13 protein-coding genes are annotated in these 15,027 nt (G+C 67.7%); 9 read left to right on the forward strand and 4 right to left on the reverse strand.

The features are described from left to right. Positions 1–299: 299 nt before the first annotated feature. A complete protein-coding gene (gene polA / locus VV867_RS01810; protein ID WP_328565493.1) occupies positions 300–3,038 on the reverse strand; it encodes a DNA polymerase I in 2,739 nt (912 codons plus the stop codon). A 74-nt stretch (positions 3,039–3,112) separates the two neighbouring features. On the opposite strand from polA, the gene VV867_RS01815 reads away from it, so the two are divergent. Beyond that, positions 3,113–3,403 (forward strand): DUF2782 domain-containing protein, encoded by a 291-nt coding sequence (locus VV867_RS01815; RefSeq protein WP_109934504.1) that lies wholly within the window; start codon positions 3,113–3,115, stop codon positions 3,401–3,403. A gap of 34 nt (positions 3,404–3,437) precedes the next feature. Next, positions 3,438–4,388 (forward strand): homoserine kinase, encoded by a 951-nt coding sequence (locus VV867_RS01820; protein WP_109934503.1) that lies wholly within the window; start codon positions 3,438–3,440, stop codon positions 4,386–4,388. Between the two features lie 708 nt (positions 4,389–5,096). On the opposite strand, the gene VV867_RS01825 is transcribed toward VV867_RS01820, so the two are convergent. The 3 genes from VV867_RS01825 to VV867_RS01835 form a co-directional block, all read right to left on the reverse strand. Continuing rightward, positions 5,097–5,783, reverse strand: a complete 687-nt coding sequence (locus tag VV867_RS01825) for a TSCPD domain-containing protein (protein ID WP_109934500.1) — start codon at positions 5,781–5,783, stop codon at positions 5,097–5,099. A gap of 16 nt (positions 5,784–5,799) precedes the next feature. Further along, complete coding sequence (locus VV867_RS01830; protein WP_328565494.1) at positions 5,800–7,947, reverse strand: adenosylcobalamin-dependent ribonucleoside-diphosphate reductase; 2,148 nt, start codon at positions 7,945–7,947, stop codon at positions 5,800–5,802. 393 nt (positions 7,948–8,340) lie between these two features. After that, entirely contained in the window at positions 8,341–9,261 is a 921-nt protein-coding gene (locus VV867_RS01835; protein ID WP_328565495.1) for a zinc ABC transporter substrate-binding protein, read from the reverse strand. A 70-nt stretch (positions 9,262–9,331) separates the two neighbouring features. On the opposite strand from VV867_RS01835, the gene zur reads away from it, so the two are divergent. The 7 genes from zur to VV867_RS01870 all read left to right on the forward strand — a co-directional run bounded on the left by zur (position 9,332) and on the right by VV867_RS01870 (position 14,528). After that, complete coding sequence (zur, locus tag VV867_RS01840; protein WP_089392773.1) at positions 9,332–9,838, forward strand: zinc uptake transcriptional repressor Zur; 507 nt, start codon at positions 9,332–9,334, stop codon at positions 9,836–9,838. Then, on the forward strand, positions 9,838–10,656 hold the full coding sequence (gene znuC, locus VV867_RS01845) for a zinc ABC transporter ATP-binding protein ZnuC (protein ID WP_089392772.1): 819 nt from the start codon (positions 9,838–9,840) through the stop codon (positions 10,654–10,656). The genes zur and znuC overlap by 1 nt, the downstream gene beginning before the upstream one ends. Continuing rightward, a complete protein-coding gene (znuB, locus tag VV867_RS01850; protein WP_275630551.1) occupies positions 10,649–11,437 on the forward strand; it encodes a zinc ABC transporter permease subunit ZnuB in 789 nt (262 codons plus the stop codon). The genes znuC and znuB overlap by 8 nt, the downstream gene beginning before the upstream one ends. Positions 11,438–11,474: 37 nt before the next feature. Continuing rightward, on the forward strand, positions 11,475–11,849 hold the full coding sequence (locus tag VV867_RS01855; protein ID WP_109933192.1) for a hypothetical protein: 375 nt from the start codon (positions 11,475–11,477) through the stop codon (positions 11,847–11,849). 178 nt (positions 11,850–12,027) lie between these two features. Continuing rightward, a complete protein-coding gene (locus tag VV867_RS01860) occupies positions 12,028–13,038 on the forward strand; it encodes a methionine ABC transporter ATP-binding protein (protein ID WP_328565496.1) in 1,011 nt (336 codons plus the stop codon). Next, positions 13,035–13,700, forward strand: coding sequence for a methionine ABC transporter permease (locus VV867_RS01865; RefSeq protein ID WP_109933194.1), 666 nt, complete (start codon positions 13,035–13,037; stop codon positions 13,698–13,700). The genes VV867_RS01860 and VV867_RS01865 overlap by 4 nt, the downstream gene beginning before the upstream one ends. Before the next feature lie 45 nt (positions 13,701–13,745). Then, entirely contained in the window at positions 13,746–14,528 is a 783-nt protein-coding gene (locus VV867_RS01870; RefSeq protein WP_089392767.1) for a MetQ/NlpA family ABC transporter substrate-binding protein, read from the forward strand. The last annotated feature ends 499 nt before the right edge of the window (positions 14,529–15,027 follow it).

Here is a 15,027-nt window from a genome sequence, read left to right on the forward strand (position 1 = left end):
CCGCCGCAGGGGGTGCCGGCAGGCCGCCGGCACTTTCGCGCGGGCAAAAAAAACCCCGAGCTTCGTATGGGGAGGGGGAAGTTCGGGGTTTAAGTCCGGACCGCTAGGGCGGGGTCCAGGATTCTGCCAACACTAAACACTGCAAAGGAGCATCGAAGGGCTTCTCCAGCCATTCACGAGTTCTGACCCGGGCTGCGGTGGGAAAGTTCAGTGGCGGATGAAAAAAATTTCCCCCGGTCCTTTTCAGGGATTCCCGAGACGCCCCGCAGGGCCCGCCGCACGGGCCCTGCGACCGTTCGTCAGTGGGCTTGGTCCCAGTTCGAACCGCTGCCGGTTTCGACGATGAGCGGTACCGCCAGCTGCGCCGCCGCCCCCATCAGTTCCCGCAGTTTCGCCGCGACTTCCTCGACCAGGCCCTCGCGCACTTCCAGCACCAGTTCGTCGTGCACCTGGAGGATGACCCGGGCATCGACGCCGCTGGCCTGCAGCCAGTTATCCACGTCGACCATGGCGCGCTTCATGATGTCCGCCGCGGTGCCCTGCATGGGCGCGTTGATCGCGGTGCGCTCGGCGGCCTTGCGCATGGCCTGGTTCTTCGAGCCGATTTCCGGCAGGTACAGGCGGCGGCCGAAGAGGGTCTCGACGTAGCCCTGCTCGGCGGCCTGGGCGCGGGTGCGCTCCATGTAGGCCAGCACCCCGGGGTAGCGGGCGAAATAGCGGTCGATGTAGGCCTGGGCCTCCTTGCGCTCGACGCCGATCTGCTTGGCCAGGCCGAAGGCGCTCATGCCGTAGATCAGGCCGAAGTTGATGGCCTTGGCGCGGCGGCGCTGCTCAGGGGTGACGTCTTCCAGCGCCAGGCCGAAGACCTCGGCGGCGGTGGCGCGGTGCACGTCGCGGTCGTGGCGGAAGGCATCCAGCAGGCCTTCGTCCTGGGCCAGGTGGGCCATGATGCGCAGTTCGATCTGCGAGTAGTCGGCCGACAGCAGCCGGCAGCCCGCGGGGGCGACGAAGGCCTGGCGGATGCGCCGGCCCTCGGCGGTGCGGATCGGGATGTTCTGCAGGTTCGGGTCGGTGGAGGACAGCCGCCCGGTGGCGGCCACCGCCTGGTGGTAGCTGGTGTGGATGCGCCCGGTGCGCGGGTTGATCTGTTCCGGCAGCTTGTCGGTGTAGGTGCTCTTGAGCTTGCTCAGGGAGCGGTACTGCATGATCACCTTGGGCAGCTCGTAGTCCTGCTCGGCCAGGTCGGCCAGCACGTTCTCGGCGGTGGACGGCTGGCCGGTGGCGGTCTTGGCCAGCACCGGCAGGCCGAGCTTCTCGTAGAGGATGGCGCCGAGCTGCTTGGGCGAGCCGAGGTTGAACTCCTCGCCGGCCAGCTCGAAGGACTTGCGCTCCAGTTCGACCATTTTCTCTCCCAGTTCGCGGCTCTGCAGCCCCAGGAGGTTGGCGTCTACCAGCGCGCCGTTGCGCTCGATGCGCGCCAGCACCGGCACCAGCGGCATCTCGATCTCGGTCAATACCCTGGCCAGCGACGGGATGGCCTGCAGCTTCTCCCACAGGGCGTGGTGCAGGCGCAGGGTCACGTCGGCGTCCTCGGCGGCGTAGGGGCCGGCCTGCTCCAGGGCGATCTGGTCGAAGGTCAGCTGCTTGGCGCCCTTGCCGGCGATGTCCTCGAAGCGGATGGTGCTGTGGCCCAGGTACTTCAGCGCCAGGCTGTCCATGTCGTGGCGGGTGGCGGTGGAGTTGAGCACGTAGGACTCGAGCATGGTGTCGAAGGCCACGCCCCGCACGGCGATCGGCGTGCTGGCGTTGGCCAGGACGTTGATGTCGTACTTGGCGTGCTGGCCGACCTTGGCCTTGCCCGGGTCTTCCAGCAGCGGCTTGAGGGCCCGCAGCACGGCGTCGCGGTCCAGCTGCTGGGGCACGCCCATGTAGCTGTGGGCCAGGGGTACGTAGGCCGCCTCGCCCGGCTCGACGGCGAAGGAGACGCCCACCAGCTGCGCCTGCTGGGCGTCGATGCTGGTGGTCTCGGTGTCGAAGGCGACCAGGTCGGCGGCCTGCAGCTTCTGCAGCCAGGCATCGAAGGCGGCCTGTTCCAGCACCGTTTCATAGCGCGACTCCTGGGCCGGGGCGTCCTCGGCGGGGCTCTCGCCGGCTTCCTTGGCCTCGCGCAGCAGGTCGTCCAGCCAGTTCTTGAACTCCAACTGGCGGTACAGCTCGATCAGCGCCTCGCGGTCCGGCTCGCCCGGGTGCAGCGCGTCCAGCTCGACGTCCAGGGCGACGTCGGTCTTGATGGTGGCCAGTTGGTAGGACAGGTAGGCCTGCTCGCGGTTTTCCTCGAGCTTGGCCGGCAGGCCCTTGGCGCCGCGGATCGGCAGCTCGGGCACCTTGTCCAGGCTGGCATAGAGCACGTCGAGGCCGCCGCCGACGCCGGTGAGCAGGCCCAGCGCGGTCTTCTCGCCGACCCCGGGCACGCCGGGGATGTTGTCGACCTTGTCGCCCATCAGCGCCAGGTAGTCGATGATCAGCTCAGGACCGACACCGAATTTCTCTTTCACGCCATCCACGTCCAGCGTGCTACCGGTCATGGTGTTGACCAGCGTAATGTGCCCGTCGACCAATTGGGCCATGTCCTTGTCGCCGGTGGAGATCACCACCGGGCGCTGCGCCGCGGCGCTGCTGCGGGCCAGGGTGCCGATCACGTCGTCGGCCTCCACCCCTTCCACGCACAGCAGCGGCAGCCCGAGCGCGCGCACCGCCGCGTGCAGCGGCTCGATCTGCACCCGCAGCTCGTCCGGCATCGGCGGGCGGTGCGACTTGTACTCGGCGAACAGCTCGTCGCGGAAGGTCGGGCCCTTGGCATCGAAGACCACCGCGAAGGGGCTGTCGGGGTACTGCTTGCGCAGGCTCTTGAGCATGTTCAGCACCCCCTTCACCGCGCCGGTGGGCATGCCGGTGGAGGTGGTCAGCGGCGGCAGGGCATGGAAGGCGCGGTACAGGTAGGAAGAGCCGTCCACGAGGACGAGGGGTGCTTGACTCATGAGTGGAATCAACCTTTTCCGGAGGCCAGGGGCTAGAATGACCCCAGCCGAATCGACAAAGGAACAAGGTTATCATGCGCAGTCGCAAACGCTGGTTGCTCGCCGCCCTGCTGGCCGTATCCCCCCTGATCGCCATGGCGGTGGACGAGGAAGCGCCGACGCCCGAACCGGATGTGACCATCCGCCAGGAGGGCGACAAGACCATCCAGGAATACCGGGTCAATGGTTTCCTCTACGCCATCAAGGTCACACCCAAGCATGGCAAGCCGTATTTCCTGGTGCGCCAGGACGGCAGCGATGGCAATTTCATCCGTTCCGACCAGCCGGACAAGCTGATCCCGCAGTGGCAGATCTTCAGCTGGTAACCCATCAACCCCATGGCGCTCACGAGGCCTGAGCATGTCGGTATTCACCCCTCTTGAGCGTTCCACCCTGGAAGGCTTCCTCGCCCCCTACGGACTGGGGCGCCTCCAGGACTTCCGCGGCATCCCCGAGGGCTCGGAGAACAGCAACTTCTTCGTCAGCCTGGAACGCGGCGAATTCGTCCTGACCCTGGTCGAGCGCGGCCCGGTGCAGGACCTGCCGTTCTTCGTCGAACTGCTGGACGTGCTCCACGAGGCCGACCTGCCAGTGCCCTACGCCCTGCGCACCGAATCCGGCGAGGCCCTGCGCCAGCTGGAGGGCAAGCCGGCGCTGCTGCAGCCGCGCCTGCCCGGCCGCCACGAGCGCCAGCCCAACGCCCACCATTGCGGCGAGGTCGGCGGGTTGCTGGCGCGCCTGCACCTGGCCACCCGCGGGCGCATCATCGAGCGCCCCAGCGACCGCGGCCTGAGCTGGATGCTGCACCAGGGCGAGCAGCTCGCCTCGCACCTGGCCCCGGCCCCGCGCGAACTGCTGGAGAACGCCCTGGAGGAAATCGCCCGCCTGCTCGCCGAACAGCCCGAGCTGCCGCGCGCCAACCTGCACGCCGACCTGTTCCGCGACAACGTGCTGTTCGACGGCCCGCACCTGGCCGGGGTGATCGACTTCTACAACGCCTGCTCGGGCTGGATGCTCTACGACCTGGCGATCACCCTGAACGACTGGTGCTCCCACGAAGACGGCGAACTCGACGGCCCCCGCGCCCGTGCATTACTGGCCGCCTACGCCAGCCGCCGGCCGTTCACCGCCCTGGAGGCGGAGCTGTGGCCGGAGATGCTGCGCGTGGCCTGCGTACGCTTCTGGCTGTCGCGCCTGATCGCCGCCGAGGCCTTCGCCGGCCAGGACGTGCTGATCCACGATCCGGGCGAGTTCGAACGGCGCCTGGCGAAGCGGCAGCAGGTGGAGATTCATTTGCCGTTTGCGTTGTAGGGCCTCCGCCGGGCGATACGGTTTTGTGTAGGAGCGGATTTATCCGCGATTTCCGCCGGCAGGGCCGGCGTATGTACGCTATCGCGGACAGAGTCCGCTCCTACGTCCGTGCGTCCCAGGGGCCTCGATGCCCACCTGCGCGCGATCGCGGGATGACGCCCCACGGTTGCAAGCTGCCGGATGGCACGGCTTTTCGTAGGAGCGAGCTTGCTCGCGAATGGGGTCGTGCCGAGTCATGGCGATGGGTATCGCTTCGCTCAACCCATCCTACGGTAGCGTTTTCCCTGCAGGCCTACAGGTTGATGCCGAATTTCCCATCTGCGCCGGACAGCCCCCTCTCCCTTCAGGGCGGGGCGCGCAGCCGAGGGCTGGGGAGAGGGCGCTCTTCAGGTCAAGCGCCGAGGTCGCCGGCGAAGCTCCGTTCGCGAGCAAGCTCGCTCCTACAGGGGGGGTATGCCAACTCGGCGCATGCGGGCGTGAAGATCTGATTCGGAGCAGACATCCCTGTCGATACTCCTCTGCCCAAGGTCAGCCCCGGCCCGGCCATCCTTGGCCGGTCGTTCGCCGGGCGAAGCATGCTCTTATGGAGTGAAGATCCGATCTTGAGCAGACATCCCTGTCGATACTCCGCTGCCCAAGGTCAACCCCGGCCCGGCCATCCTTGGCCGGTCGTTCGCCGGGCGAAGCATGCTTCGCAAAGACTCCGGCTCACCCACATTTCGAATATCCGCAGTTCAGGCAGGTCGCGCAGCCGTCCATCTGCACCACCGCCATGGTGTTGCACTTGCCGCACAGCTGGGCGCCGGCGGGGAAGCCTTCGCCGGGTTCGGCCTTGTTGGTGCCCTGGGCCGCTTCGTAGGCTGCGCGTTTTTCGGCCAGGTACAGACGCTGTTCCTCGTCGATCTCCGGGCCCTGCATCAGGCCGATGGCCACCAGGTGGCGTTCCACCACCGCGCCTATCTCGGCGACGATGGAGGGCATGTAGATGCCGCCGCGCTTGAGGTAGCCGCCGCGCGGGTCGAACACGGCCTTCATTTCCTCGACCAGGAAGGTGCAGTCGCCGCCCTTGCGGAACACCGCCGACATGATGCGGGTGAGGGCGACTATCCACTGGAAGTGGTCCATGTTCTTCGAGTTGATGAAGATCTCGAAGGGCCGGCGCTGCTCGTAGGGGGTGCCCGGGTTGAGCACCACGTCGTTGATGGTCACGTAGAGCGCGTGCTCGAACAGCGGCGACTTCACCTTGTAGGTGGCGCCCACCAGCATTTCCGGGCGCTGCAGGGTTTCGTCCATCTTCACCACGGCGGCCGCCGCCGCGGCTTCGGCGCGGGCCTTTTCCTCGGCCACGTCGACCACTTCGAAGCCCTTGATCTTCTGGGCGATTTTCACTGTCATCTGCGATCTCCGCGGCTCAGAACTTGCCGTAGTAGCCTTCTTTCAAGGCGTCGAACAGGTTCGCGGCGCTGTGTATCTCGCCGTCGTACTCGACTTCCTCGTTGCCCTTGAGCTCCACCGTGCTGCCGTCTTCCAGCTCGAAGCGGTAGAGGGTCTTCTCCAGGTCGGCGTCCTTGACCAGCACGCCCTGGAACGCCGCCGGGTTGAAGCGGAAGGTGGTGCAACCCTTCAGGCCCTGGCGCCAGGCGTAGAGGTAGATGTCCTTGAACTGCTCGAAGGGGTAGTCGGTGGGCACGTTGGCGGTCTTGGAGATGGACGAGTCGATCCACTTCTGCGCCGCCGCCTGGATGTCCACGTGCTGCTGCGGGGTGATGTCGTCGGCGGTGACGAAGTACTCCGGCAGGCGGTGCTTGCCGTCCTCGGCGTCGGGCACGGCCTTGGCGTCGACCTTGGCGCGGTAGGCCAGCAGCTCGTAGCTGAACACCGAGATCTTTTCCTTGGTCTTGCGCCCGGCGCGGATCAGGTTGCGCGAGTAGTGGTGGGCGAAGCTCGGCTCGATGCCGTTGGAGGCGTTGTTGGCCAGGCTCAGGCTGATGGTGCCGGTGGGCGCGATGGAGCTGTGGTGGGTGAAGCGCGCGCCGTGCCGGGCCAGGGCCTCGACCAGCTGCGGGGCGTGCTCGGCGATGCGCTGCATGTAGCGCGAATACTTGGAGTGGAGGACGCGGCCGGGCACGCGGTCGCCCACTTTCAGGCCGTCGGCGACCATCTCCGGGCGCTTGCGCAGCATTTCCGCGGTCACTTCGTAGTCCTGCGCCAGCACCGGCGCCGGGCCCTTCTCCAGGGCCAGGTCGAGGGCCACTTCCCAGCCCACCAGGGCCATCTCGCGCGCCACTTCCTCGGTGAACACGCAGGCCTCGGGGCTGCCGTAGCGCAGCTTGAGCATGGTCAGCGTCGAGCCCAGGCCGAGGAAGCCCATGCCGTGGCGGCGCTTGCCGAGGATTTCCTCGCGCTGCTGGGCCAGCGGCAGGCCGTTGACCTCCACCACATTGTCGAGCATGCGGGTGAACACCCGCACCACCTCGCGGTAGCGCTCCCAGTCGAAGTGCGGCTCGTCGCCGAAGGCGTCGATGACGAAGCCGGTGAGGTTCACCGAGCCCAGCAGGCACGAGCCGTAGGGCGGCAGCGGCTGCTCGCCGCAGGGGTTGGTGGCGCGGATGGCCTCGCACCACCAGTTGTTGTTCAGTTCGTTGACGCGGTCGATGAGGATGAAGCCCGGCTCGGCGTAGTCGTAGGTGGACACCATGATCATGTCCCACAGGTGCCGTGCCTTGACGCGCCCGTAGATGCGGCAGGCAACGCGGCCGTCGTCGCCGACCAGGTAGTCGTCGTGCACCGGCCAGTCGCGCCAGAGCACCTGGGCCGGGTCGTCCAGGTCGACCTCGTCGACCTCCTTGTGGTGCACCGGGAACACCAGCGGCCAGTCGGCGTCGGCCTGCACCGCCTGCATGAAGTCGTCGGTGACCAGCAGGCTGAGGTTGAACTGGCGCAGCCGGCCGTCCTCGCGCTTGGCGCGGATGAACTCGCGCACGTCCGGGTGGGCGACGTCGAAGGTGCCCATCTGCGCGCCGCGGCGGCCGCCGGCGGAGCTCACGGTGAAGCACATCTTGTCGAAGATATCCATGAACGACAGCGGCCCGCTGGTGTGCGCGCCGGCGCCGGACACGTAGGCGCCGCGCGGGCGCAGGGTGCTGAACTCGTAGCCGATGCCGCAGCCGGCCTTGAGCGTCAGCCCGGCCTCGTGGACCTTCTGCAGGATGTCGTCCATGGAGTCGTGGATGATCCCGGAGACGGTGCAGTTGATGGTCGAGGTGGCCGGCTTGTGCCCCTGGGCGCCGGCGTTGGAGATGATCCGCCCGGCCGGGATGGCGCCGTGGCGCAGGGCCCAGAGGAAGCGCTCGTACCAGTGCTCGCGGGTGGCGGCGTCGGGCTCGACCTCGGCCAGGGCGCGGGCCACCCGCTGCCAGGTCGCGTCGACGGTGGCGTCGATGGGCGTGCCGTCCTTCTGCTTGAGCCGGTACTTGCTGTCCCAGATGTCCTGGGACGCCGGCTGCAGTTCGAGTGCCGCCTGGTCTATGCCCTGCGGGCGCGCATCGGTCTTGGCCATCCGCTGAAGATCCTCCCGTTGGTGCGCGGCCGGCTTGGGGCAGACCGCAATATCTAGTTATCCAGTAAATACACGAAACTACATATTGTGTATTTAGTCCTGTCGGAGACTCTAGTACCCGGAAGAGGTATTTGCCTATGAGGCGATGGGACGCAGGGGGAAAGTGTAGGTGAGCGGGGGCGAGAGAGGGGATTGGGGTGGGGCAAGAGCCCAGGAGCGCAAGAGCGCCCTCTCCCTAACCCTCTCCCTGAAGGGAGAGGGGACCGTTGGGCAGGGTCGGAGGTTAGGAGTTAGCCGGCAACGCCGAAATTTTCAGGCTGATGCCTGTTCTCTTCTCGGCACGGACTGGCCCCCGGCAGGCACCATTCCCTCTCAACCTACCAAAACACCAATTCAGAGCTTCTCCAGGCACCCGGCGAATTCGTCGGCCAGGTTGCCCAGCAGCTTTTCGTAGCCGTTGGCGTCGACCTTGACCGCCACGCCCAGGTCGTCCAGCTCGGCCAGTTGCACCGGCAGGCCGGCGCTGAGGGTATCGGCCAGGCGCGGGCGGATCGGCGGTTCGCTGAAGATGCACGACGGGCCGGCCTTCTGCAGTTGCGCGCGCATGGCGGCGACGTGGCGGGCGCCCGGCTGCACGTCCGCGGACAGGGCGAAGACCCCGGTGTGGCGCAGGCCGTAGGCTTCCTCGAAGTAGTCGAAGGCCTCATGGAAGACGAAGTAGGGCTTGCCCATCAGCGGCGCCAGGCGCTGCTTCAGGCGCGCGTCGAGCTGCTCCATGCGCTCGTCGAAGGCCTTGAGGTTGGCCTGGTAGCGCCCGGCGTTGAGCGGGTCGGCGATGGCCAGGTCCTCGGCCATGCGCGCGGCGATGGCCTGGGCGTTGGCCGGCAGCAGCCAGAGGTGCGCGTCCACGGTGCCGGGGCGGTGGTCGTGATCGTGGTCCTCGTAGTCCGCGTGGCCCATGTTCTCGAAGTTGACGAACTTGCGCAGGTGCATGCCCGGCAGCTCCTGCACCGCCACGCTGGGCGCCTGGCGGGCCTGCAGCGGCTTGTCGAGGAACACCTCCATGTCCGGGCCTATCCAGTAGAACAGCTGGGCCTCGCGCAGGCGGCGCACGTCCGAGGGGCGCAGGGCGTAGCTGTGCGGCGAGGCACCGGGCGGCAGCAGCACGTCGGGGCTGCCTTCGCCGTCCTGGACGGCGGCGGCGATCAGTTGCAGCGGCTTGATGCTGGTCAGCACCTTGACCTCGGCGCTGGCGCCGAGGCTGAGGAGCAGGGTGCAGCAGGCGAGGAGCAGGGCGGAAGGGCGCAGGGACACGGCGGACTCACACGGGAAGGGAGGTAAAGGGTAATATAATAACGTCTCCGTACCCGAGCGTCGTCGCCGCATGTACAAGTTGATGCCCACCACCCCGCTAGCCTGCCGCCCGCATGACCACGCCAACTGCGTGGCCGGCGCCCTGGCCGAGGCCGACGCGCTGTGCGCGCGCCAGGGCGTGCGCCTGACCGAGCTGCGCCGGCGCGTGCTGGAGCTGGTCTGGCAGAGCCACAAGCCGCTGGGCGCCTACGACATCCTCGCCGTGCTCAGCGAGGCGGACGGCCGCCGCGCCGCGCCGCCCACCGTCTACCGGGCGCTGGACTTCCTCCTGGAAAACGGCCTGGTGCACCGCATCGCCTCGCTCAACGCCTTCGTCGGCTGCAACAACCCCGAGCACGCCCACGAGGGCCAGTTCCTCATCTGCCGCGCCTGCCACACCGCCATCGAGCTGGAGCAGCCGGCCATCAGCCAGGCGATAGTCGCCGGCGCCGAGGGCGTCGGCTTCGTGGTGGAGACGCAGACCGTCGAAGTGGTCGGGCTCTGCGCCGCCTGCGCGCCGAAGCAGCGGGAGGCCTGATGAGCCAGCCCCTGGTCCGCCTCGAAGGGGTGGGCGTGCGCTATGCCGGCCAGGCGGTGCTGCAGAACGTCAGCCTGAGCATCGCCGCCGGCGAGATCGTCACCCTGATCGGCCCCAACGGCGCCGGCAAGACCACCCTGGTGCGCAGCGTGCTGGGCCTGCTCAGGCCCGACAGCGGCACGGTGTGGCGCCAGCCGAAGCTGACCATCGGCTACATGCCGCAGAAGCTCCACGTCGACCCCACCCTGCCGCTCTCGGTGCTGCGCTTCCTGCGCCTGGTGCCGGGCGTGGGCCGCGAGCAGGCCCTGGCTGCGCTCAAGGAAGTGGGCGCCGCGCACGTGCTGGAAAGCCCGCTGCAAACCGTCTCCGGCGGCGAACTGCAGCGCGTGCTGCTGGCCCGGGCGCTGCTGCGCAAGCCGCAACTGCTGGTGCTGGACGAACCCGTGCAGGGCGTCGACGTGGCCGGCCAGGCCGAGCTGTACCGGCTGATCACCCGCCTGCGCGACCGCCTGGGTTGCGGCGTGCTGATGGTCTCCCACGACCTGCACCTGGTGATGAGCACCACCGACCAGGTGGTCTGCCTGAACCGCCACGTGTGCTGCCACGGCCACCCCGAGCAGGTCAGCGGCGACCCGGCCTTCGTCGAGCTGTTCGGCCAGGACGCCCGCAGCCTGGCGGTCTACCACCACCACCACGACCATTCCCACGACCTGCATGGCGAGGTGGTGCCGCAGCGCACCGGCCTGGCCATCCAGGGCAAGCTGCGCCCTCTACAAGGGCAGGTCCACAAGCACGGCCCCGACTGCAACCATGGCTGATTTCCTTCTCTACGCGCTGCTGGCCGGGCTGTCCCTGGCGCTGGTCGCCGGCCCCCTGGGCTCCTTCGTGGTCTGGCGGCGCATGGCCTATTTCGGCGACACCCTGTCCCACGCCGCGCTGCTCGGCGTGGCCCTGGGCTTCCTGCTGGACGTCAGCCCGACCCTCGCGGTGACCGTCGGCTGCGTGCTGCTGGCCGTGCTGCTGGTGACCCTGCAGCAGCGCCAGCCGCTGGCCGCCGACACCCTGCTGGGCATACTCGCGCACAGCACCCTGTCCCTGGGCCTGGTGACCCTGAGCTTCATGAAGGAAGTGCGGGTAGACCTGATGGCCTACCTGTTCGGCGACCTGCTGGCGGTGAGCCAGACCGACCTGCTGTGGATAGTCGCCGGCAGCGCCCTGGTGCTGGGGCTGATCTGCTGGCTGTGGCGGCCGCTGCTGGCGATCACCGTGCACGAGGAGCTGGCGCGGGTCGAGGGCCTGCCGGTCACCGCCATCCGCCTGGCGCTGATGCTGCTGATCGCCATCGTCATCGCTGTGGCCATGAAGATCGTCGGCGTGCTGCTGATCACCTCGCTGCTGATCATCCCCGCCGCCGCCGCCCAGCGCCACGCCCGCAGCCCCGAGCAGATGGCCGCCGGCGCCACCCTGGTGGGCCTGGTGGCGGTGTGTGCCGGGCTTGCGCTGTCCTGGTTCAAGGACACCCCGGCCGGGCCGTCCATCGTGGTCAGCGCGGCGGCGCTGTTCCTGCTGAGTTTTGTCCTGCCGCGGCGGACGGTGTAGAATTTGTCGATTTTTTGATCAATCGAGAATGACTGGCATGAAGTCCCTTGCCCTCCGTCTGCTTTCCGTCCTCTCCCTCGCCCTGCTGCTGGGCGCCTGCCAGAGCCTGCCCGGCCAGGCGCCGGGCGGTTCCGGCTTCGAGGCCCGCCTGGCCGCCGGCCAGCTGGAAGCCGCGCAGCTGCAGCTGGGCCAGGAGCACGAGGACAGCGCGCAACTGGCCGAACGCCGCCAGCGCCTGGCCGACGCCTACCTGCAACGCAGCCGCGAGGCCCTGCAGGCCGGCGACGTCAACGGCGCCAGCAACGCCCTGGCCCGCGCCCGCTCGCTGATGCCGCGCGCCCCGGCGCTGGCCGCCGACGTCAAGGACATCGGCCAGCCCAAGGCCGCCGCCCCGGTCAAGTGCGAGCCCTGAAAACCGCGTCCGCCCGTCTTATTCCCTTTCGCTCGGCCCTTATCCGAACAAGGATTAATCGGCTATAGGAAAGCAGGGTAAAATGCGCGGTTTTTGCCGAGCGCCTACGCTCGTTTGCCAGGACACCCCGGCAGAGCGCGCCATTCCCACACTTCGCCGTACCCACAAGGTTCGCCACGTGATCGAATTCCACGACGTCCACAAGACCTACCGCGTCGCCGGCCGCGACATCCCGGCCCTGCAGCCGACGAGCCTGAGCATCGGCGCCGGCCAGGTGTTCGGCCTGATCGGCCACTCCGGGGCCGGCAAGAGCACCCTGCTGCGCCTGATCAACCGCCTGGAAGAGCCCAGCGGCGGGCGCATCGTCATCGACGGCGAGGACGTCACCGCCCTCGACGCCGACGGCCTGCGGCGCTTCCGCCAGCGCGTCGGGATGATCTTCCAGCACTTCAACCTGCTGGCCTCCAGGACCGTGGCCGAGAACATCGCCATGCCGATGAAGCTGGCCGGCAGCTTCAGCGCCGCGCAGATCGCCGCGCGGGTGGACGAACTGCTCAAGCGCGTGGGCCTGCAGGACCACGCCCGCAAGTACCCGGCGCAGCTTTCCGGCGGCCAGAAGCAGCGCGTCGGCATCGCCCGCGCCCTGGCCTGCGGGCCCAAGCTGCTGCTCTGCGACGAGGCCACCAGCGCCCTAGACCCGCAGACCACCGGCCAGGTCCTGCAGCTGCTGGCGGAAATCAACCGCGAGCTGAACCTGACCATCGTGCTGATCACCCACGAGATGGACGTGATCCGCCGCGTCTGCGACCGAGTGGCGGTGATGGACGCCGGGCGCATCGTCGAGCAGGGCGAGGTGGCCGACGTCTTCCTCCACCCGCAGCACGAGACCACCCGCCGCTTCGTCTTCGAGGCCGAGCGCGTGGACGAGGGCGAGCGGCACGACGACTTCGCCCACGTGCCGGGGCGCATCCTGCGCCTGACCTTCCGCGGCGAGGCCACCTACGCCCCGCTGCTGGGCACCGTGGCGCGGCAGACCGGGGTGGACTACAGCATCCTCGCCGGGCGCATCGACCGCATCAAGGACCAGCCCTACGGCCAGCTGACCCTGGCCCTGGTGGGCGGTGACATGGAGGCGGCGATGGCCCAGCTGAACGCCGCCGAGGTGCATGTGGAGGTGCTGCGCGCATGAGCGACTTCTTTGTAAACATTGACTGGTCGGAGATCCTCCAGGCCAGCATCGACACCTTCTGGATGCTCGGCGGCTCGCTGCTGTTCACCGTCATCCTCGGCCTGCCCCTGGGCGTGCTGCTGTTCCTCACCGGGCCCCGGCAGATGTTCCAGAACCGCGCGGTCTACGCCCTGCTGTCCTTCGTGGTCAACGTGCTGCGCTCGCTGCCGTTCATCATCCTGCTGATCGTGATGATCCCCTTCACCGTGCTGGTCACCGGCACCTCGCTGGGCGTCGCCGGGGCCATCCCGCCGCTGGTGGTGGGCGCCACGCCGTTCTTCGCGCGCCTGGTGGAAACCGCCCTGCGCGAGGTGGACAAGGGCATCATCGAGGCCACCCAGGCCATGGGCGCCAGCACCCGGCAGATCATCTGGAACGCCCTGCTGCCCGAAGCCCGCCCGGGCATCATCGCCGCCGTCACGGTCACCGCCATCACCCTGGTGTCCTACACCGCGATGGCCGGCGTGGTCGGCGCCGGCGGCCTCGGCGACCTGGCCATCCGCTTCGGCTACCAGCGCTTCCAGACCGACGTCATGGTGGTCACCGTGATCATGCTGCTGGTGCTGGTGCAGATCCTGCAGACCGTCGGCGACAAGCTGGTGGTCCACTTCTCGCGCAAATAACCACAAGGCCCGCGGGCCACAGGAAAATCCCAAAAGGAGCGATCCATGAAGAAACTGCTTGCCGCCTTCGCCGCCACCGCGGCGCTGTCGATCACTGGCGCCCACGCGGCCGAAACCCTCAGCGTGGCCGCCACCCCGGTGCCGCACGCGGAAATCCTCAACTTCGTCAAACCCATCCTGGCCAAGGAAGGGGTGGAGCTGAAGGTCAAGGAATTCACCGACTACGTGCAGCCCAACACCCAGGTCGCCGAGAAGCGCTTGGACGCCAACTTCTTCCAGCACCAGCCGTACCTGGACGAGTTCAACAAGTCCAAGGGCACCAGCCTGGTAGCCGTCACCGGCGTGCACATCGAGCCGCTGGGCGCCTACTCCAGCAAGTACAAGAAGCTCGACGAGCTGCCCTCCGGCGCCACCGTGGTGATCCCCAACGACGCCACCAACGGCGGCCGCGCCCTGCTGCTGCTGGCCAAGACCGGCCTGATCAAGCTCAAGGACGAGAAGAGCATCACCGCCACCCCGAAGGACATCACCGACAACCCGAAGAACATCAAGGTGCGTGAACTGGAAGCCGCGACCCTGCCGCGCGTGCTGAACCAGGTCGACCTGGCCCTGATCAACACCAACTACGCCCTGGAAGCCAAGCTGAACCCGACCAAGGACGCCCTGGCCATCGAGGGTTCCGACTCGCCCTACGTGAACATCCTGGTCGCCCGCCCGGACAACAAGGACAGCGACGCCATGAAGAAACTGGCCGCCGCCCTGCACAGCCCCGAGGTGAAGCAGTTCATCCTGGAGAAGTACAAGGGCGCCGTGGTCCCGGCCTTCTGATCGCCGACCGCAGTCGCTACCGAAGAAGCCGCGCCCCACAAGGGCGCGGCTTTTTTCTTGCCTGTAAACAAGCTGCAACGGCGGGGGCCTATAACGACCTTTCCACGACTTCTTTTCGCTTAACAGACCGCTTTTCCAGATTCAGGCAGGGGAGAGCGGTCTTTTTTTGCCTGCGCTTCGCCCGCCGCTTTCGTGGGAGCGAGCTTGCTCGCGAACGGTGCCTCCCGGCTGCTTCGGCGCCATGGCTTGACTCCGTTCCCTCTCCCTAACCCTCTCCCTGAAGGGAGAGGGGACCGTTCGGAGTGCGCTGATATTTCGGCGTTAGCCGGCTTGTACCGAGTGTCCGACTAACACCAAATCCCTTCTCGGCACAGACTGCCCCCTCTCCCTTCAGGGAGAGGGCTGGGGAGAGGGCGCTCTTCGGACAAACACCATAGGTCCACCTGGAAATCCGTTCGCGAGCAAGCTCGCTCCCACAAAAGCCCCCTCGACAACCCCC

Origin of the sequence: Pseudomonas sp. JH-2, assembly GCF_036231725.1 — a bacterium.
GTDB lineage: Bacteria > Pseudomonadota > Gammaproteobacteria > Pseudomonadales > Pseudomonadaceae > Pseudomonas > Pseudomonas delhiensis.